Origin of the sequence: Tsuneonella mangrovi (assembly GCF_002269345.1) — a bacterium.
Classification (GTDB): Bacteria; Pseudomonadota; Alphaproteobacteria; order Sphingomonadales; family Sphingomonadaceae; genus Tsuneonella; species Tsuneonella mangrovi.
This window is the reverse complement of record NZ_CP022889.1, coordinates 1,120,751-1,138,538: the sequence shown is the minus strand read 5'-3', so window position 1 is coordinate 1,138,538 and position 17,788 is coordinate 1,120,751. Positions and strand designations below refer to the sequence as shown.

Here is a 17,788-nt window from a genome sequence, read left to right as displayed (position 1 = left end):
GAACGGCCAGCTCAGCTTCCCCCACTTGCGTTGCCTGCAACAACCCCGCTATCCTCGATCTGGCCGCGTCCTTCTTCGGGCGGCGGTGCCGGGCCGTCTTCGGAATCCATTTCCTTGATCACGGCAGCGTCGGACTTGGCGACACCCTTGCGCTCGGCCTTGTGACAGCCCCCCAGCGCGATCAGCAGCGTGGCGGAAGCGGCGAGCAGGAGAGTGTTGTGCATCACAAGGGGTAATCCTCGGGCCGGTTCGCGGTTCCGCGAAGCGATCATTCCTCGGTGCGGATCAGCACCGTCTCGCCGATCAGCAGGAACAGGAAGAACGGTGCCCAAGCGGCAATCAGCGGCGGGTAGCCGCCGAAGTTGCCCATCGCCAGCGCGGCGTTGTCGAGCACGAAGTAGGCGAAGCCCAGCGCCATGCCGATGATCGCGCGCAGGAACAGCTGGCCCGAGCGGGCGAGCCCGAACGCAGCGATTGCGCCCAGCAGCGGCATCAGCAGCGCAGACAGCGGGCCGGAGATCTTGTGCCACCACTTCGCGTCGAGCTCCGCGGTGCGTCGCCCGGCGTCGCGATAGTCGGCGATCGATTTCGACAGCTCCCACAGTGGCTGGGTGTCGGGATTGACGCTGCCGAGATCGACCTGGCCGGGGGTCAGGTCGGGCCCGACAACCACCGTGGCAAGCTTGCTCGACGTAGCCGAAGCGACGTTGAAGCGGATCGCGTTGGTCAGCCGCCAGCCGGGAGCCGCATAGACCGCACGCTCGGCCCGCACTTCGTCCGCTATCGCTCCGCTCGGCGCGCGGCGATAGAAGGTCACGCCCTCCATCGTCATCTTCGCGCCGTGGCCCTCGACGTTGGTGGCATAGAGGATGTTGGTCCCGTCGGTCACATAGACGTTGGCGCGCACGCCCGAATCGGTCGGCAGCCGCTCGTAGTCGTTGGCCTCCCACGCGTTGAGCGTGGCGGTCGCGCGGGTCACCACCCGCTCGTTGAACCCGAAGCTGAGCAAAGAGACGACCAGCGCGGTGAGCAGCAGCGGCGCAAGCACCTGGTGCGCCGACAGCCCCGCCGCCTTCATCGCGATCACTTCGGAGTTCTGGTTGAGTGTGGCGAGCGTGATGATCGTCGCCAGCAGCACCGAATAGGGCAGGAACCGGGCGACCAGCTGTGGCGCGCGCAACGCGGCATAGTGCCACACTTGCGCTTGCCCGTTGCCGGGGGCGGCCAGCACCGCGCCGCTGTGCGACAGCAGGTCGAGCATCAGCAGGACCATCACCAGCATCACCAGCACGGAGACGATCCGCACGATGAACAGCTTGGCGAGGTACATCGTCAGCGTCCGGCTGGGGAAGAATTCGAGCTGCACGGCGCTAGCGAGCCCCCTCGGTCGCGAAGTCTTCGTCTTCGTCCTCGTCCGAATTGGATTCCGGCAGGATGCCGACCAGCTTGCGCTGGCGCTTGAACAGCTTGGCGAGCCGCTTGGAGATCTTCGCGAAAATCGTTTCCAGCGCGCCGATCGCTTGCCCGCCGGGCACGTGCGCCACCCGCCAGTACATCCAGATGATCAGCGCCCCGAAGATGACGAACGGCCCCCACAAGGCGATCGCCGGATCGATCCGCCCGAGCGTGGCGACGTCCTGCCCGTACTGGTTCACCTTGTGATAGGCGACGACCATCACGATCGACACGAACACGCCCAGCGCGCTGCTCGATCGCTTGGGCGGGATCGCCAGCGCCACCGCCAGCAGCGGCATCAGCAGCATCATCACGACCTCGACCGTGCGGTAGTTGAAGCTCGCCTGGCTGGCGTCGCGCGCGGGGAGCGGCGAGGAATTGCTCCACCCGATCCGCAGCAGCTCGGGCAGGATGTATTCGCTCTCCCCCGCGCCGCGTTTGCGGAACGCCTCGACCGCGGGCAGGTCGATCGGCAGGTCCTGCTCGGTGAAGTTCATCACCCGCGAGGTCGTGTCGGGTAGGTTCTGCACCACCGTCCCGTCGCGCAGGCGCAGGATGATCGTGTTGGGATTGTCGCTGGTGGCGAGGAAGCGCCCCTCGTTGGCGGAGATCGACAGCACGTTGCCCTTGCCGTCCGCCACGCGGGCGAAGATCCCCAGCAGCTTCTGCCCGTTGTCCTCGCTCTGCTCGATCCGCAGCGCCATCTTGTCCTTGAGCGTGGTGAACTCGCCGACCTTGATCGAGGCCCCCAGCGCGCCCGAGCGCAGCTCGTAGTTGAGCCGCGCGTAGTAATACTGGCTGATCGGCTGGACATAGAACACCAGCGCGATGTTCACCGCCACCAGCACCACCGCGATGGCATAGGGCACGCGCAGCAGCCGGCCATAGCTCAGCCCCACCGCGCGCATCACGTCGAGCTCGCTGCTGGTCGCCAGCTTGCGGAACGCGAGCAGCACGCCGAGCAGCAGGCCGAGCGGGATCGCCAGGCTGGCGTATTCGGGCATCAGCGCGCCGAGCATCTTGAGCACCACGTCGATCGGCCCGCCCTCGGTGCCGACGAAATCGAACAGCCGCAGCATCTGGTCGAGCGTGAGCAGCGACGCGGCGAGCACGAACACGCCGATCATCGGCACGATCGTCAGCCGCAGGATGTAGCGGTCGATGGCAGGGAGGAACTTGAACAAGGGCGGTGCGCGGCGTCCGGGTGAAAGCGTGGCTACCGGCCCTAGCGGGAATTTCGGCGCAGGTCATGCCCCCTTGTGCGCCGGTCAGACGGCCCAACCATCGTCGTCATCATCGTCGTCGTCATCACCCCAGCCCTCGCCATCGCCCGCTTCCCTGCGGGTCATGTGCGGGCTGCCGTCGGGCGCGCGCTCGGGCCAGTATTCCCACGGCTTGTCGGGCCAGTGTTCGGGCGGCACCGCGTGCCCGCGGCCGTTCTCGTCGATCCACAGCGTGCCCTGTTCCACCTGCCGCTGGCGCATCCGCTCGAGCCGGTCGGTCAGCGAGCGGATCACGTCTTCCTCGCTTTCGTCGCGCTTCTTGGCTTCCTCGGCCAGCACTTCGGCGCGGATGCTTTCGTACACCGGGTGCCCGGGCTTGAGCTTCTGCACGCCGTATCTTTCGGACAGGCGATGCTGGAGCAGGAAGCGCAGCAGGTTGTTGTCGGGCTTGTCCCAGTATCCCAGCAGCTCCCCGCCCGAAACGATCGGGGTGGGCGTGCCCTGGATCGCGCGTTCGAGCGCGCAATCCTCCAGCCGGGAGACCCCGCGCTCCAGCGCCGCGTCCCATGCTGCGGCGAACCCTTCCGCGCCGGGCCGCGCGCGCAGCTTGTAGAGCGCCTCCATGCTCTTGCCGATGGACTTGGCGGCCTGGGTGACGATGCCGGTGGCGGCGAGGGTGGAGACGAATCGGCGCTGCAGCTCGGGCGTGATCGAGTTGCGGCGCGGAGCGGCGTGGCGATAGGGGGGGAAGGCGAGCAGCGGATTGTCGTCCTCCGGCGGCTCGGCGGTAAAGGCGACGGCGGAGGTGGCCTGGCGGGCGATTTTTCGGGTGGGGGTTGGGTCGGACATAACCCGCAGGTAGATTGCAAAAATTTAGAGTGTAGGAAATTCAATAACTAACCAGCCCGCTCTTTCACTAGTTGGGAGAAGGTTTTGTCTGCTCCCCATGCTTGGGCAGAGGCAAATGCGAGCATTCGCTCGTGTTCCGGGTCAAGCTCTTGCTCTCCCGGTTTGTACCCAAGATCGTGATTGGCCTCTGACCACGCGTGCTGAAAGAGAGTTTTGATCTGAAGTTCGAAACAGAATGGAACTTCTTCTCTTTTCTCACCAGCAGACTCAACTATATGAGTTGGCGTAAGGTAGATAAAATGCTTGCCAAAATAACCAAATGTCCATTGACTTTCAGGTGACATCATCTTGAATTCGATAGGTTTCAAATATCGATTTATAATATCTGATACTCGATCAACGTCATATTCATAAAACACGATAATTCTGGCACCGATCTGGTCCTGAATTTCGTTTAGTGGGTCATCATATTTGGGTTTGCCGCTCGACATCTTTGATGCCTTCGCAACAAATCGGTCTACACTCTTAGCTCGGGCCGAAATGCGATCAATTCGCGGCTCTCCGTCCAGCCATTCCACCAAATCCTTCTGAATAAGGCTGGCCGAAGGCGTGAGAACGGAGGCAAAGCGATCCGCATACTCTTCTGATAGGGTCATTTTATTTTCTCAAGCTTCTCGGAAATTATCCTGCCGGTAGTCGAAAATCTAACTTGTCCTTCACCGACTTCCTCGCGGTCGAATAATTCCTCAAATTCGTCGGTTTGGCCCATCAACAGTGCGCCATTGTCGAGTTTAACAGACTTGACGGGAACCTGTCGCATGAACTCAGCCCGGTCGAAGCGAAATGTTTCGTCAAGGAGGTTGTTGGGAATGCCATCAAATATTGCCTGCGATGCGGCATTTGAAAGAGCAAAATTTTGAACAAACTGTCTTGGGCTTAGGACTTGATTGTTAAGTCCTGCCGCTAATGTGACAGCCGATACGATTTCCTGCTTAACCGTCAGATCAGCGGCGTGTCTCGCGGCGTCGCGAATTGCAATTGCGAGCCTACGAGTTCCAAGTGCCGAAGTTGTTCGAAGATCGGCATCAAGGAAATCGACGATCCAATAGGCCGAAGTCTCAATGTCTCGGCTATTTATTTGTCGGTCGACCGCCTTGCCAATCCAAAACTGGTTTCTGATCGAAGTGCCGGCGAACAAAACGGCCTTGTATGCCGTGGCGCTACGCATGAATACGCGTTCGAGATATTCGATGCTTAGTTGATTCTGCCCCTCCTCGGCCAAGATTCCGCTTTTTGCGGGGAACCGCGCGACCACAATCTTGTGGTTTGCTTCATCTTGTCCCTTAACTAGGAATAATAGGCCCAAACCCGAGCGTTTTGTCGTGACACCTCCAAGGCGTTCTGCAAGGGTCCTTCCGTTGGCTGTGGTCGGATTCGTCAGATAATCTTGGAGAAGGCTGCGGCAAGGGTTTAACTGTTGGCCATCGTTTGAGACGTTAAATGCAATGTCAATTACGCACTCATTCTCTGCATTGTCGTAGATATCCCGCAACAGCTCATAGACCATGCCTTGCAGGGGAACTTCTGCTCCACCAATAGCGGCTGGTGGGTCTATGCCCTTATTTGCATGGACGAGGTATGTGTGGACATTTGTTATTGGCACTCGACCCTCCGCCAACGGCTAATAGATTGCACTTAATCCATCTATTTTGTTTGTGAAATCATTGAAAACAGATTTCCAGGCAGATTTTGGCGAAACTTGTCGATCAACTGCGCCTAACGCAAGCCCTTGACCCCCACCCCTTTCCCGCCTAAGGGCGCGCCCATCCGGCGTAGGATTCGTCCAACACCGGGCAGATAGAGCTGAACATTGCCGGTCATGTCCCGGGGCTCCTCACACCATGCGAGGGGCTCTTTTCTATTGAGGCAGACCAGGAGGCGAACGGCCCCGGATCAGGTCCGGGGCTGCGGTCCCCGAAAGGGGCGCCTTCCGGGAACCTTGGGGCAGCCGTCAAAGTAACCCGGTGGCCGTGCGGCTTGCCTGGTGGAGCGTTTCAGGCTCGTGCGAATATCTACGCAATGGCGCATCGCTGCGCCGCGCGTGGCTCGCCCGGACCATCGAACATTCCATCGGCATCCCGCTAGTCGCCGCCATTAACGCCTTGACCCATCCGGGTCGGGCACACGGTGAAGAGAAGAGAATCTATGCCGACGATCAACCAGCTGGTCCGCAAGGGCCGCGTTCCGCAGAAGGCCAAGAGCAAGGTCCCTGCGATGGAGCAGAACCCGCAGAAGCGCGGCGTCTGCACCCGCGTCTATACCACGACCCCGAAGAAGCCGAACTCGGCGCTGCGCAAGGTGGCCAAGGTCCGCCTGACGAACCAGCGCGAGGTCATCTCCTACATCCCCGGCGAGGGCCACAACCTGCAGGAACACAGCGTCGTGCTGATCCGCGGCGGGCGTGTGCGCGACCTTCCCGGCGTGCGCTACCACGTGCTGCGCGGCGTGCTCGACACGCAGGGTGTGAAGGACCGCAAGCAGAGCCGTTCGAAGTACGGCGCCAAGCGTCCGAAGTAAGGTTTTAGGTTTTTGTGGGGTGCGGTCAGCACATCCGTGCTGACCTTGCGGTGCCAGCCCGACTCCCCCTCCCAACCACCCGATATGATCCCCGGTAGGCTATCGGGTGGTTGGGAGGGGGAGACGGGCCGGAGCCGAACCCCGAACTCCGAAGGAGTACGGATAAAATGTCACGTCGTCGTCGTCCCGAGAAGCGGGAAATCCTGCCTGACCCGAAGTTCGGTGATCAGGTGCTGTCGAAGTTCATGAACAACCTCATGCTCGACGGGAAGAAGTCGGTCGCCGAACGCATCGTATATGGTGCGCTCGATACCGTGGAAGCCAAGGCCAAGACCGATCCGGTCGCGGTGTTCCACGATGCGCTGAACAACATCAAGCCGCAGATCGAGGTCCGCAGCCGCCGCGTGGGTGGTGCCACCTACCAGGTGCCGGTCGAGGTGCGCCCCGAGCGTGCCCAGGCGCTGGCCATCCGCTGGCTGATCACCGCTGCGCGCGGTCGCCCGGAAACCACCATGGCGGCGCGCCTTTCGGGCGAGCTGATGGATGCGGCCAACAATCGCGGCAACGCGGTCAAGAAGCGGGAAGATACCCACCGCATGGCCGACGCCAACCGCGCGTTCAGCCACTATCGCTGGTGATCTGATGCTTCGTCTTTGCCCCGTTCGTGTCGAGCATGGTCGAGACACCGGGCGGGGGACAGGCGGGGCGACCGACTTTAACCGGTCACATTCTTAACTATATGGGGCGCGACCCTCCGCAAGAGGGCTCCCCGCACGAACCGAGGAATTTTCCATGGCCCGCGAATATCCGCTGGAGCGCTATCGCAATATCGGCATCATGGCGCACATCGATGCCGGCAAGACCACCACGACCGAGCGCATTCTGTATTACACCGGCAAGTCCTACAAGATCGGCGAGGTGCACGATGGCGCCGCGACGATGGACTGGATGGAGCAGGAGCAGGAGCGCGGGATCACCATCACCTCGGCGGCAACGACCACCTTCTGGTCGGCCGAAGACGGCCAGGGCCCCAAGCACCGCATCAACATCATCGACACCCCCGGGCACGTCGACTTCACCATCGAAGTCGAGCGCTCGCTGCGCGTGCTCGACGGCGCGGTCGCGGTGTTCGACGGCGTCGCGGGCGTGGAGCCGCAGTCCGAAACCGTGTGGCGCCAGGCCGACAAGTACGGTGTTCCGCGGATGTGCTTCATCAACAAGCTCGACCGTACCGGTGCCGACTTCTACTACTGCGTGCAGTCGATCATCGACCGCCTCGGCGCGAACCCGCTGGTGCTCTACCTGCCGATCGGTGCGGAGAGCGACCTCAAGGGCGTCGTCGACCTGGTGAACAACCGCGGCATCGTCTGGGAAGACGAGAGCCTGGGCGCGAACTTCAACTACGTCGACATCCCCGCCGACCTCGCCGACAAGGCCGCCGAATATCGCGAGAAGCTGATCGAGACTGCCGTCGAGCAGGACGACGACGTGATGGAAGCCTACCTCGAAGGCGAAGAGCCCGACGCGGCGACGCTCAAGCGGCTCATCCGCAAGGGCACGATGGAGCGCGCGTTTGTTCCGGTGCTGTGCGGTTCGGCGTTCAAAAACAAGGGTGTCCAGCCGTTGCTCGACGCGGTGGTCGACTACATGCCGAGCCCGCTCGACGTGCCGCCGATCAAGGGCGTGCTGCTCGACGGCGAGACCGAAGCGACCCGTCCGAGCTCGGATGACGAGCCGTTCGCGGCGCTGGCGTTCAAGATCATGAACGACCCGTTCGTCGGCTCGCTGACCTTCACCCGCATCTATTCGGGCAAGCTCTCTAAGGGTTCGGTCCTGAACTCGGTGAAGGACAAGAAGGAAAAGATCGGCCGCATGCTGCTGATGCACTCGAACAACCGCGAGGACATCGACGAGGCATTTGCGGGCGACATCGTCGCGCTGGCTGGCCTCAAGGAGACCACCACCGGCGATACGCTGTGCGCCGAGAAGGCCCCGATCATCCTCGAGCGGATGGAATTCCCCGAACCGGTGATCGAGCTGTCGGTGGAGCCCAAGACCAAGGCCGACCAGGAAAAGATGGGCGTTGCGCTCAACCGCCTGGCCGCCGAGGATCCGAGCTTCCGCGTCAGCACCGACCACGAGTCGGGCCAGACGATCATCAAGGGCATGGGCGAGCTTCACCTCGACATCCTGGTCGATCGCATGAAGCGCGAATTTAAGGTCGAAGCCAACGTCGGCGCGCCGCAGGTGGCCTATCGTGAATCGCTCAACCGTCCGGTCGATGTGGACTACACCCATAAGAAGCAGTCGGGTGGTTCGGGCCAGTTCGGTCGCGTGAAGGTCAAGGTCGAGCCGGGTGAGCGCGGCCAGGGCATCGTGTTCAATGACGAGATCAAGGGCGGTAACATTCCGAAGGAATATATCCCCGCGATCGAGAAGGGCATGCGCGAGCAGGCCGAGAGCGGTTATCTCGTCGGCTTCCCGATCATCGACTTCACGATCACGCTCTACGACGGTGCTTACCACGACGTCGACTCGTCGGCGATCGCGTTCGAAATCGCCGGTCGCGGCGCGATGCGCGAAGTCGCCGAGAAGTCGGGCATCAAGCTGCTCGAGCCGATCATGAAGGTCGAGGTCGTGACACCCGAGGATTACCTCGGCGACGTCATCGGCGACCTCAACAGCCGCCGTGGCCAGATCCAGGGCACCGATAGCCGGGGCAACGCCCAGGTGGTCGAGGCCAACGTGCCGCTGGCCAACATGTTCGGTTACGTGAACGAGCTGCGTTCGTTTACCCAGGGCCGCGCCCAGTACACGATGCAGTTCAGCCACTACGACGAAGTGCCGGCGAACGTCGCGCAAGAGGTCAAGGAGAAGCTTGCCTAAGAGAGGGCAAGCGTCTAGGGGCGGCGCCTGATTCACCGGGTGCCGACCTCGAGGCTTGGTGAAATTCATTTCCAGACAGACAGAGGTTACGAGTAAAATGGCCAAGGAAAAATTCGAGCGGAACAAGCCGCACTGCAACATCGGCACCATCGGTCACGTCGACCACGGCAAGACCACGCTGACCGCGGCGATCACCAAGGTGATGGCTGAAGAGCACGGCGGTGCAGCTGTCGACTTCGCCAACATCGACAAGGCTCCGGAAGAGCGTGAGCGCGGGATCACCATCTCGACCGCCCACGTCGAGTACGAGACCGCTGCGCGCCACTACGCGCACGTCGACTGCCCGGGTCACGCCGACTACGTGAAGAACATGATCACCGGTGCCGCCCAGATGGATGGCGCGATCCTGGTCGTGAACGCTGCCGACGGCCCGATGCCGCAGACCCGCGAGCACATCCTGCTTGCCCGCCAGGTCGGCGTGCCGGCGCTGGTCGTGTACATGAACAAGGTCGACCAGGTCGACGACGAGGAAATCCTCGAGCTCGTCGAACTGGAAGTCCGCGAGCTGCTTTCGAGCTACGACTTCGACGGCGACAACATTCCGATCGTCAAGGGTTCGGCGCTGGCCGCTCTCGAAGGTCGCGACGAAGCGATTGGCAAGAACTCGATCATCGAGCTGATGAATGCCGTCGACGAGTACATCCCGCAGCCCGACCGTCCGGTCGACCAGGCGTTCCTGATGCCGATCGAAGACGTGTTCTCGATCTCGGGTCGTGGTACGGTTGTTACCGGCCGCGTCGAGACTGGCGTTGTCAACGTGGGTGACGAAGTCGAGATCGTCGGCATCAAGGACACCAAGAAGACCACCGTCACCGGCGTGGAAATGTTCCGTAAGCTGCTCGATCGCGGCGAAGCGGGCGACAACATCGGTGCCCTGATCCGCGGCGTCGGTCGCGAAGAGGTGGAGCGCGGCCAGGTTCTCGCGAAGCCGGGTTCGGTCAATCCGCACACCGATTTCGAAGCCGAAGTCTACGTGCTGTCGAAGGACGAAGGTGGCCGTCACACGCCGTTCTTCGCCAACTACCGCCCGCAGTTCTACTTCCGCACCACCGACGTGACCGGTGAGGTTGTCCTCCCTGAGGGTACCGAGATGGTCATGCCGGGCGACAACGTCTCGATCGGCGTCAAGCTGATCGCGCCGATCGCGATGGACGAAGGCCTGCGCTTCGCGATCCGCGAAGGCGGTCGCACCGTCGGCTCGGGCGTCGTTTCGAAGATCACCAAGTAATCTTCGCTAGCGACAGCTAACGGAATTCGGGCCCGTCTCTCCTGGCGAGAGGCGGGCCCTTTCCTTTTTCTTCGCGAAGGCGTCGTGCCGGTTTCATCGGAAACTTTCGCGGCGCGGCCAAAAATCGCCGATTTCGGGGTTGCCAGCGACCCGGCTCCTCCGTATAGGCGCGCCCACAGACGGAGATTCGCCGGACCGGCGGGTGTTCGACAATAGAATTTCGGGGAGGCCGCCCGTTCCGGGAAACCGGGCAAGCGGGGCGGGCCTTTCTTTTTTGGGGAGCGCGAGCTCCTTGGCTCTTTCGCATCGGTAAGTGGACATGGAAGCTCAGAATATCCGCATTCGCCTCAAGGCGTTCGATCACCGCGTGCTCGACCAGGCGACTGGCGAGATTGCGGATACCGCCCGTCGTACGGGTGCGTTGATCCGGGGACCCATTCCACTGCCGACGCGCATCGAGAAGTTCACCGTGAACCGCGGCCCGCACATCGACAAGAAGTCGCGCGAGCAGTTCGAGGTGCGCACTTACAAGCGGCTGCTCGACATCGTGCAGCCCAACGCCCAGACCGTCGATGCGCTGATGAAGCTCGATCTGGCGGCTGGCGTCAACGTTGAGATCAAGCTGGCTTGATTTCGGCTGCGGGGCTCCGGCCTCGCGGACACAGGGATACCTCCGGCACCTGCCGGGCAGCGTCCCCCGTCTCGCCGCTCCGCGAGGAATGGCAGTTTCAGCCCGGACGGGGCGATGCATGACAATTTGGGCTGGCAAGCACCCGGGAATGGTCCCGTGTGCCTCTGTTAGGAGATCTGGTCATGCGCTCAGGCGTGATCGCAAAGAAAGTCGGGATGACCCGCCTGTTCCAGGAGGACGGCCGCCATGTGCCGGTTACCGTCCTTGCACTGGAAGACTGCCAGGTGGTTTCGCATCGTACCGCTGACCGTGACGGCTATTACGCTGTCCAGCTCGGCGCAGGCGAAGCCAAGCAGAAGAACGTCAACAAGCCGCAGCGCGAAGCTTTTGCCAAGGCGGAAGTAGGCCTGAAGATGCGCGTCGCGGAATTCCGCGTCGAGAGCGAGGATGCACTCATCCCCGTCGGTTCGCACATCAGCGCCGAACACTTCATCGCCGGGCAGAAGGTCGACATCACCGGCCACACGCAGGGCAAGGGCTTTGCCGGCGCGATGAAGCGCTGGGGCTTCGGGGGCCTGCGCGCCACCCACGGCGTCTCGCTTTCGCACCGCTCGCACGGTTCGACCGGTAACCGCCAGGATCCGGGCCGCGTGTTCAAGAACAAGAAGATGGCCGGCCACATGGGCGACCGTCAGCGCACCCAGCAGAACCTGGAAGTCGTGCGCACCGACGCTACCCGCGGGCTGATCTTCGTCAAGGGCTCGGTCCCGGGTGCGAAGAACGCCTGGTTGCTTGTCCGCGACGCAGTCAAGCTCAAGCACGCCGACGACCTGCCGTTCCCGGCCGCGATCCTCGAAAAGCAGGGCTCCGCGCCCGCACACGAAGAGGCCGATGCCGGCCTGGTCGAGACCGCTGCCGAACATGAAGTGCACACGCAGGTCGACGCTGCGCACCAGGCCGAACTGCTCAAGGAGCAGAAGGCTGGCGCCGGTGACGAAACGACCCCGGCGGTCGGCGAAGACAACACGGCCGAGGGCGAAGGCTCTTCGGACGAAAGCAAGGAGTCCTGATCGTGAAGGTCAAGGTCCAGAAAATCGACGGCAAGGCGGCCGGCGATGTCGAGCTGAGTGATGCCGTGTTCGGCGTCGAGCCGCGCGCCGACATCCTGCACCGCGTCGTCACCTGGCAGCTCGAGAACCGGCGCGGCACCGCTCGCCCGACCCGCGAGCGCAGCGACGTGGCCCGCACCGGCAAGAAGTGGGGTCGCCAGAAGGGTGGCGGCACGGCTCGTCACGGTGACCGCGCAGCCCCCATCTTCATCGGCGGCGGCAAGGCCCACGGTGCCCGCAAGCGCGATTTCGACGTTTCGCTGAACAAGAAGATCCGTGCGCTCGGCCTGAAGATGGCGCTTTCGAGCAAGGCGAAGGACGGTCTCGTGGTCGTCGACAGCCTGACGCTCAAGGATGCCAAGACCAAGGCGCTCGCCGCTGCGTTCGGCAAGAACGGCTGGAACGGCAAGGTGCTGGTGATCGACGGCGACGCGGTCGACGAAGGCTTCAAGAAGGCTTCGGGCAACCTCAAGGGCGTCAACGTCCTGCCCGCGATCGGCGCCAACGTTTACGACATCCTGAAGCACGACACGCTGGTCCTTACCAAGGCCGCTGTCGAAAAGCTGGAGGCGCGCTTCAATGGCTAAGAAGCAGGAAATCGACGCGCGTCACTACGACGTGATCATCGCCCCGCACATCACCGAAAAGGCGACGCTGGCTGCAGAGCACAACGCCGTCGTGTTCAAGGTGGCGGGCGATGCGACCAAGCCGCAGATCAAGGAGGCCGTCGAGGCCATCTACGATCGCAAGGTCGCTGCGGTGAACACCGTCGTGATGAAGGGCAAGACCAAGCGCTGGAAGGGCAAGCCCTACAAGCGTTCGGACGTGAAGAAAGCGGTCGTGACGCTGGCTGAAGGCCAGGATTCGATCGACATCACCAGCGGTATCTGAGGCGGACCAGGACAATGGCACTCAAGAACTACAAACCGACCAGCCCGGCCCGTCGCGGCCTGATCCTGGTCGACAAGTCCGGCCTGTGGAAGGGCAAGCCGGTCAAGGCGCTTACCGAAGGCAAGCGCAAGACCGGCGGCCGTAACAACAAGGGCCATGTGACTTCGCGCGGCATCGCCGGCGGCCACAAGCAGAAGTACCGCTTCATCGACTTCAAGCGTCGCAAGTGGGACGTGGCCGGCACGGTCGAGCGGATCGAATACGATCCCAACCGCACCGCGTTCATCGCGCTCGTCAAGTACGATGACGGCGAACTGGCCTACATCATCGCGCCGCAGCGGCTTGCCGTCGGCGACCAGGTGATCGCGGGCGAGAAGGTCGATACCAAGCCGGGCAACGCGATGCTGCTGGGCCAGATGCCGGTCGGCACCATCTGCCACAACGTGGAGATGAAGCCGGGCAAGGGTGGGCAGATCGCTCGTTCAGCCGGTGCCTACGTCCAGATCGTCGGTCGCGACCGCGGGATGGTGATCGTTCGCCTCAACAGCGGCGAGCAGCGTTACCTGCGTTCGGATTGCATGGGCACCGTCGGTGCCGTGTCCAACCCGGACAACCAGAACCAGAATTTCGGCAAGGCCGGCCGCACCCGCTGGAAGGGCCGTCGCCCGCTGACCCGCGGTGTCGCCAAGAACCCGGTCGACCACCCGCACGGCGGTGGTGAAGGCCGGACCTCGGGCGGTCGTCACCCGGTTACCCCGTGGGGCAAGCCGACCAAGGGTGCCCGCACCCGCAAGAACAAGCAGACGGACAAGATGATCATCCGTTCGCGCCACGCGAAGAAGAAGAGGTAAGCGAAAATGGCTCGTTCCGTCTGGAAAGGTCCGTTTGTCGACCTGCACCTGCTGAAGAAGGCAGAAGACGCCCAGGAAAACGGTGCCCGTGGGGCGATCAAGACCTGGTCGCGCCGCAGCACGATCCTGCCGCAGTTCGTCGGCCTGACGTTCAGCGTCTACAATGGCCAGAAGTTCATTCCGGTCTCCGTCAACGAAGACATGGTCGGCCACAAGCTTGGCGAATTCGCGCCCACGCGCACGTTCCCGGGCCATGCCGCCGACAAGAAGGGTAAGCGCTGATGGGCAAGCAGAAAGCTCCCCGCCGCGTCGCCGACAACGAAGCGCTCGCTGTCGGAACCATGATCCGTGGTTCCGCGCAGAAGCTCAACCTCGTCGCCGAGCTGATCCGCGGCAAGAAGGCGGAAGATGCGATGAACATCCTCTCCTTCTCCAAGAAGGCCATGGCCAAGGACGCCTCCAAGGTGCTCGCTTCGGCCATCGCCAATGCCGAGAACAACCACGACCTCGACGTCGACGCGCTCGTCGTTGCCGAGGCATCGGTCGGCAAGTCGATCACCATGAAGCGTTTCCACACGCGCGGCCGTGGCAAGTCCACGCGCATCCTCAAGCCGTTCAGCCGGCTGCGCATCGTGGTTCGCGAAGCTGAGGAGGCCTGATCAATGGGTCATAAATCCAACCCGATCGGCCTGCGCCTGCAGATCAACCGCACGTGGGACAGCCGCTGGTACGCTGAAGGGCGCGACTACGCCAAGCTGCTCGCCGAGGACATCGAGATCCGCAAGTACATCGTCGAGAATCTGCCGCAGGCGGCGATCTCGAAGGTCGTGATCGAGCGTCCGGCCAAGCTGTGCCGCATCTCGATCTACGCAGCCCGCCCCGGTGTCATCATCGGCAAGAAGGGCGCCGACATCGAGAAGCTGCGCGCCAAGCTCGCCGCGATGACCGAAAGCGAAGTGAAGCTGAACATCGTCGAGATCCGCAAGCCGGAAATCGATGCCAAGCTTGTCGCCCAGGGCATCGCCGACCAGCTGGTTCGCCGCGTGGCGTTCCGCCGGGCGATGAAGCGCGCGATGCAGTCCGCCATGCGTCTGGGTGCCGAAGGCATCAAGATCATGTGCGGTGGCCGCCTCGGCGGTGCAGAAATCGCCCGCGTCGAGCAGTACCGCGAAGGCCGTGTGCCGCTGCACACCCTGCGCGCCAACGTCGACTACGCCGAAGCCGAAGCGCTGACCGCCTACGGCATCATCGGCATCAAGGTGTGGATCTTCAAGGGCGAGATCCTCGGCCACGATCCGACCGCGCAGGACCGCCTGATGATGGAGGCCCAGACCTCCGGCGTCCGGCCGGCTCGCTGAGACTAGGTAAGAGCAATGCTGCAACCGAAGAAAACCAAGTTCCGCAAGGCCTTCAAGGGCCGGATCAAGGGCGACGCCAAGGGCGGTACCGCGCTGAATTTCGGCTCGTACGGGCTCAAGGCGCTCGAGCCGGAACGCGTCACCGCGCGCCAGATCGAAGCCGCTCGCCGGGCGATCACCCGCCACATCAAGCGCCAGGGGCGCCTGTGGATCCGCGTGTTTCCCGATGTGCCGGTGTCGAAGAAGCCTGCCGAAGTCCGTCAGGGTAAGGGCAAGGGCGCGATCGAATACTGGGCCGCCCGCGTGAAGCCGGGCCGCATCCTGTTCGAGCTCGACGGTGTCCCCGGCCCGCTCGCCGCGGAAGCGTTCAGCCGCGCAGCCATGAAGCTGCCGATCAAGACCAAGGTTGTCGCTCGCCTGGGCGACCAATCCCACCTGGGAGGCGAATGATGGCCAAGCAGCCCGTCAAGAACTCCGGCAAGGTCGCCGACATGCGCGTCAAGACCGACGACCAGCTGGCGACCCAGCTCGTCGAACTGAAGCGCGAGGCGTTCAACCTGCGTTTCCAGGCCGCGACCAACCAGCTCGAGCGTCCCGCGCGGATCAAGGAAGTCCGCCGCGACATCGCGCGCATCCAGACGCTGCAGGGCGAGCGCGCTCGCGCCGCCGAAGCGAAGTAAGGAACCGATATGCCCAAGCGTATCCTGATCGGGACGGTTGTTTCCGACAAGACCGACAAGACCGTGACCGTGCTGGTCGAGCGCAAGGTGAAACACCCGCTCTACGGCAAGATCATCCGTCGTTCGAAGAAGTATCACGCCCACGACGCGGCCAACGAATACAAGCCGGGCGACGTGGTGCGGATCGAGGAGACCAAGCCGATCTCCAAGACCAAGACCTGGGCCGTGAAGGATCGCGTCCAGGCTGGCGGGGTCCAGGCCGTCGAGGCCGATCTCGAGGTCGAGGAAGCAGGTAACTGAGCAGGTTTTCCGCCCGGTCGGGCGGGGAGTGATTTTTAGGAACTGCCGGACTGGTTCCGGCAAGCCGAGCAAGAAGGAACCGGATCGATGATCCAGATGCAATCCACGCTCGACGTCGCCGACAACAGCGGCGCCAAGCGCGTCCAGTGCATCAAGGTACTGGGCGGATCGAAGCGTCGCTTTGCCGGCGTGGGCGACGTTATCGTCGTCTCCGTCAAGGAAGCTGCCCCGCGCACCCGCGTGAAGAAGGGCGACGTTCACCGTGCGGTGATCGTGCGCACCAAGAAGGACGTCCGCCGCCCCGATGGCAGCGTGATCCGCTTCGACAGCAACGCCGCGGTGCTCGTCAACAAGAGCGAGGAGCCGATCGGCACCCGCATCTTCGGCCCGGTGGTGCGCGAACTGCGCGGCCGCGGGTTCATGAAGATCATCTCGCTCGCTCCGGAGGTGCTGTGATGGCTGCCGCGAAGATCAAGAAGGGCGACACCGTCGTCGTGCTCTCGGGCAAGGACAAGGGCCGCAGCGGCACCGTCCAGTCCGTGATGCCGAAGGACGGCAAGGTCGTTGTCGAGGGCATCAACGTGATGGCTCGTCACCGCAAGCCGAGCCAGGCCAACCCGCAGGGTGGCATCGACCGCGTTCCCGCGGCGATGGACATCTCCAAGGTGGCGCTGGCCGATCCCAAGGACGGCAAGCCGACCCGCGTCCGGTTCGAAACCAAGGACGGCAAGAAGGTCCGCGTTGCCGTGAAGTCGGGGGAAACCATCGATGGCTGACACCTACACTCCGCGCCTGAAGGCCAAGTACGAAGCCGAGATCGCCAAGGCGATGACGGCCAAGTTCGGCTACAAGAACGCGCTCGAAGTCCCCAAGCTCGAGAAGATCACGCTCAACATGGGCGTTGGCGAGGCGAGCCAGGACAAGAAGAAGGTCCAGACTGCGGCCGAGGAAATGGCCCTGATCGCCGGGCAGAAGCCCGTGATCACCAAGGCCAAGAAGTCGATCGCCCAGTTCAAGCTGCGCGAAGGCATGCCGATCGGCTGCAAGGTGACCCTGCGCCGCGACCGGATGTTCGAATTCATGGATCGTCTGGTGACGATCGCGATGCCGCGCATCCGCGACTTCCGCGGGCTGAACCCGAAGAGCTTCGACGGCCGTGGCAACTACGCCATGGGCCTGAAGGAACAGATCATTTTCCCGGAAATCTCGTACGACAAGATCGAGAAGGTCCGGGGGATGGACATCATCGTGACCACCACGGCGAAGACCGACGAGGAAGCACGTGAATTGCTGCGCCTGTTCGGTTTCCCATTCCCGGCTGATCAGTCGGAAGAGAAGGAAGCGGCGTGAGCCGCTAAGGAAGAGAGCTTAAGTCCATGGCGAAACTGAGTTCCATCAACAAGAACGAGCGGCGCAAGAAGCTCGTGCAGAAGTATGCTGCAAAGTATGCCAAGCTCAAGGCGATTGCTGACGACGAGTCCAAGGACGAGTCCGAGCGCCTGATTGCGCGTCTCAAGATGGCTGAAATCCCGCGCAACGCGAACCCGACCCGGGTCCGCAACCGTTGTGCCACCACCGGCCGCCCGCGCGGCTATTACCGCAAGTTCGGCCTCTGCCGCGTCGAACTCCGCGATCTTGCCAACAAGGGCATGATCCCGGGCGTGACAAAGTCGAGCTGGTGAGGATCTGA

General features: G+C 62.8%; 25 protein-coding genes. 19 read left to right on the top strand and 6 right to left on the bottom strand.

From position 1 onward, the window contains the following. Window positions 1-11: 11 nt before the first annotated feature. The 6 genes from CJO11_RS05645 to CJO11_RS05620 form a co-directional block, all read right to left on the bottom strand. The gene (locus CJO11_RS05645; RefSeq protein WP_095011841.1) at window positions 12-224 is read right to left on the bottom strand and encodes a hypothetical protein; all 213 of its coding nucleotides are present in this window, start codon (window positions 222-224) and stop codon (window positions 12-14) included. A 44-nt stretch (window positions 225-268) separates the two neighbouring features. Beyond that, on the bottom strand, window positions 269-1,366 hold the full coding sequence (gene lptG / locus CJO11_RS05640) for an LPS export ABC transporter permease LptG (RefSeq protein ID WP_095011840.1): 1,098 nt from the start codon (window positions 1,364-1,366) through the stop codon (window positions 269-271). A gap of 4 nt (window positions 1,367-1,370) precedes the next feature. Then, complete coding sequence (locus CJO11_RS05635) at window positions 1,371-2,639, bottom strand: LptF/LptG family permease (protein WP_205651110.1); 1,269 nt, start codon at window positions 2,637-2,639, stop codon at window positions 1,371-1,373. Between the two features lie 84 nt (window positions 2,640-2,723). Beyond that, window positions 2,724-3,527, bottom strand: coding sequence for a hypothetical protein (locus CJO11_RS13350; protein WP_240504578.1), 804 nt, complete (start codon window positions 3,525-3,527; stop codon window positions 2,724-2,726). 47 nt (window positions 3,528-3,574) lie between these two features. After that, entirely contained in the window at window positions 3,575-4,183 is a 609-nt protein-coding gene (locus CJO11_RS05625; protein WP_095011839.1) for a GTP pyrophosphokinase, read from the bottom strand. After that, the gene (locus tag CJO11_RS05620) at window positions 4,180-5,094 is read right to left on the bottom strand and encodes a hypothetical protein (RefSeq protein ID WP_095011838.1); all 915 of its coding nucleotides are present in this window, start codon (window positions 5,092-5,094) and stop codon (window positions 4,180-4,182) included. The genes CJO11_RS05625 and CJO11_RS05620 overlap by 4 nt, the downstream gene beginning before the upstream one ends. Window positions 5,095-5,732: 638 nt before the next feature. On the opposite strand from CJO11_RS05620, the gene rpsL reads away from it, so the two are divergent. The 19 genes from rpsL to rpsN all read left to right on the top strand — a co-directional run bounded on the left by rpsL (window position 5,733) and on the right by rpsN (window position 17,780). After that, complete coding sequence (rpsL, locus tag CJO11_RS05615; RefSeq protein ID WP_006831873.1) at window positions 5,733-6,104, top strand: 30S ribosomal protein S12; 372 nt, start codon at window positions 5,733-5,735, stop codon at window positions 6,102-6,104. A gap of 167 nt (window positions 6,105-6,271) precedes the next feature. Then, window positions 6,272-6,742, top strand: a complete 471-nt coding sequence (gene rpsG / locus CJO11_RS05610; protein ID WP_095011837.1) for a 30S ribosomal protein S7 — start codon at window positions 6,272-6,274, stop codon at window positions 6,740-6,742. A gap of 154 nt (window positions 6,743-6,896) precedes the next feature. Then, on the top strand, window positions 6,897-8,990 hold the full coding sequence (gene fusA, locus CJO11_RS05605) for an elongation factor G (protein ID WP_095011836.1): 2,094 nt from the start codon (window positions 6,897-6,899) through the stop codon (window positions 8,988-8,990). 97 nt (window positions 8,991-9,087) lie between these two features. Next, entirely contained in the window at window positions 9,088-10,278 is a 1,191-nt protein-coding gene (gene tuf, locus CJO11_RS05600) for an elongation factor Tu (protein ID WP_095011835.1), read from the top strand. Between the two features lie 319 nt (window positions 10,279-10,597). Continuing rightward, a complete protein-coding gene (gene rpsJ / locus CJO11_RS05595) occupies window positions 10,598-10,909 on the top strand; it encodes a 30S ribosomal protein S10 (RefSeq protein ID WP_034905023.1) in 312 nt (103 codons plus the stop codon). Window positions 10,910-11,091: 182 nt separating this feature from the next. Then, window positions 11,092-11,979 (top strand): 50S ribosomal protein L3, encoded by an 888-nt coding sequence (gene rplC / locus CJO11_RS05590; RefSeq protein ID WP_095011834.1) that lies wholly within the window; start codon window positions 11,092-11,094, stop codon window positions 11,977-11,979. A 2-nt stretch (window positions 11,980-11,981) separates the two neighbouring features. After that, window positions 11,982-12,605 carry a 50S ribosomal protein L4 gene (rplD, locus tag CJO11_RS05585; protein WP_095011833.1) on the top strand — a complete coding sequence of 208 codons (624 nt, stop codon included), beginning with the start codon at window positions 11,982-11,984 and terminating at the stop codon, window positions 12,603-12,605. Beyond that, window positions 12,598-12,909: a 50S ribosomal protein L23 gene (locus CJO11_RS05580; protein WP_095011832.1), complete on the top strand. Its 312-nt coding sequence runs from the start codon at window positions 12,598-12,600 to the stop codon at window positions 12,907-12,909. Before rplD ends, CJO11_RS05580 begins: the two co-directional genes overlap by 8 nt. Window positions 12,910-12,923: 14 nt before the next feature. Beyond that, complete coding sequence (rplB, locus tag CJO11_RS05575; protein WP_095011831.1) at window positions 12,924-13,760, top strand: 50S ribosomal protein L2; 837 nt, start codon at window positions 12,924-12,926, stop codon at window positions 13,758-13,760. Window positions 13,761-13,766: 6 nt separating this feature from the next. Continuing rightward, complete coding sequence (gene rpsS, locus CJO11_RS05570) at window positions 13,767-14,042, top strand: 30S ribosomal protein S19 (protein ID WP_095011830.1); 276 nt, start codon at window positions 13,767-13,769, stop codon at window positions 14,040-14,042. Continuing rightward, window positions 14,042-14,419, top strand: a complete 378-nt coding sequence (gene rplV / locus CJO11_RS05565) for a 50S ribosomal protein L22 (RefSeq protein ID WP_095011829.1) — start codon at window positions 14,042-14,044, stop codon at window positions 14,417-14,419. Before rpsS ends, rplV begins: the two co-directional genes overlap by 1 nt. Window positions 14,420-14,422: 3 nt before the next feature. Further along, on the top strand, window positions 14,423-15,118 hold the full coding sequence (gene rpsC / locus CJO11_RS05560) for a 30S ribosomal protein S3 (protein ID WP_095011828.1): 696 nt from the start codon (window positions 14,423-14,425) through the stop codon (window positions 15,116-15,118). A gap of 15 nt (window positions 15,119-15,133) precedes the next feature. Beyond that, a complete protein-coding gene (gene rplP, locus CJO11_RS05555) occupies window positions 15,134-15,568 on the top strand; it encodes a 50S ribosomal protein L16 (protein ID WP_095011827.1) in 435 nt (144 codons plus the stop codon). After that, window positions 15,565-15,798: a 50S ribosomal protein L29 gene (rpmC, locus tag CJO11_RS05550; RefSeq protein ID WP_276270990.1), complete on the top strand. Its 234-nt coding sequence runs from the start codon at window positions 15,565-15,567 to the stop codon at window positions 15,796-15,798. Before rplP ends, rpmC begins: the two co-directional genes overlap by 4 nt. Window positions 15,799-15,807: 9 nt before the next feature. After that, window positions 15,808-16,098, top strand: coding sequence for a 30S ribosomal protein S17 (rpsQ, locus tag CJO11_RS05545; protein ID WP_095011825.1), 291 nt, complete (start codon window positions 15,808-15,810; stop codon window positions 16,096-16,098). A gap of 87 nt (window positions 16,099-16,185) precedes the next feature. Beyond that, on the top strand, window positions 16,186-16,554 hold the full coding sequence (rplN, locus tag CJO11_RS05540) for a 50S ribosomal protein L14 (protein ID WP_095011824.1): 369 nt from the start codon (window positions 16,186-16,188) through the stop codon (window positions 16,552-16,554). Next, the gene (rplX, locus tag CJO11_RS05535; protein ID WP_095011823.1) at window positions 16,554-16,874 is read left to right on the top strand and encodes a 50S ribosomal protein L24; all 321 of its coding nucleotides are present in this window, start codon (window positions 16,554-16,556) and stop codon (window positions 16,872-16,874) included. The genes rplN and rplX overlap by 1 nt, the downstream gene beginning before the upstream one ends. After that, complete coding sequence (gene rplE, locus CJO11_RS05530) at window positions 16,867-17,448, top strand: 50S ribosomal protein L5 (protein ID WP_095011822.1); 582 nt, start codon at window positions 16,867-16,869, stop codon at window positions 17,446-17,448. Before rplX ends, rplE begins: the two co-directional genes overlap by 8 nt. Before the next feature lie 26 nt (window positions 17,449-17,474). Next, entirely contained in the window at window positions 17,475-17,780 is a 306-nt protein-coding gene (rpsN, locus tag CJO11_RS05525; RefSeq protein ID WP_095011821.1) for a 30S ribosomal protein S14, read from the top strand. Window positions 17,781-17,788: the final 8 nt, after the last annotated feature.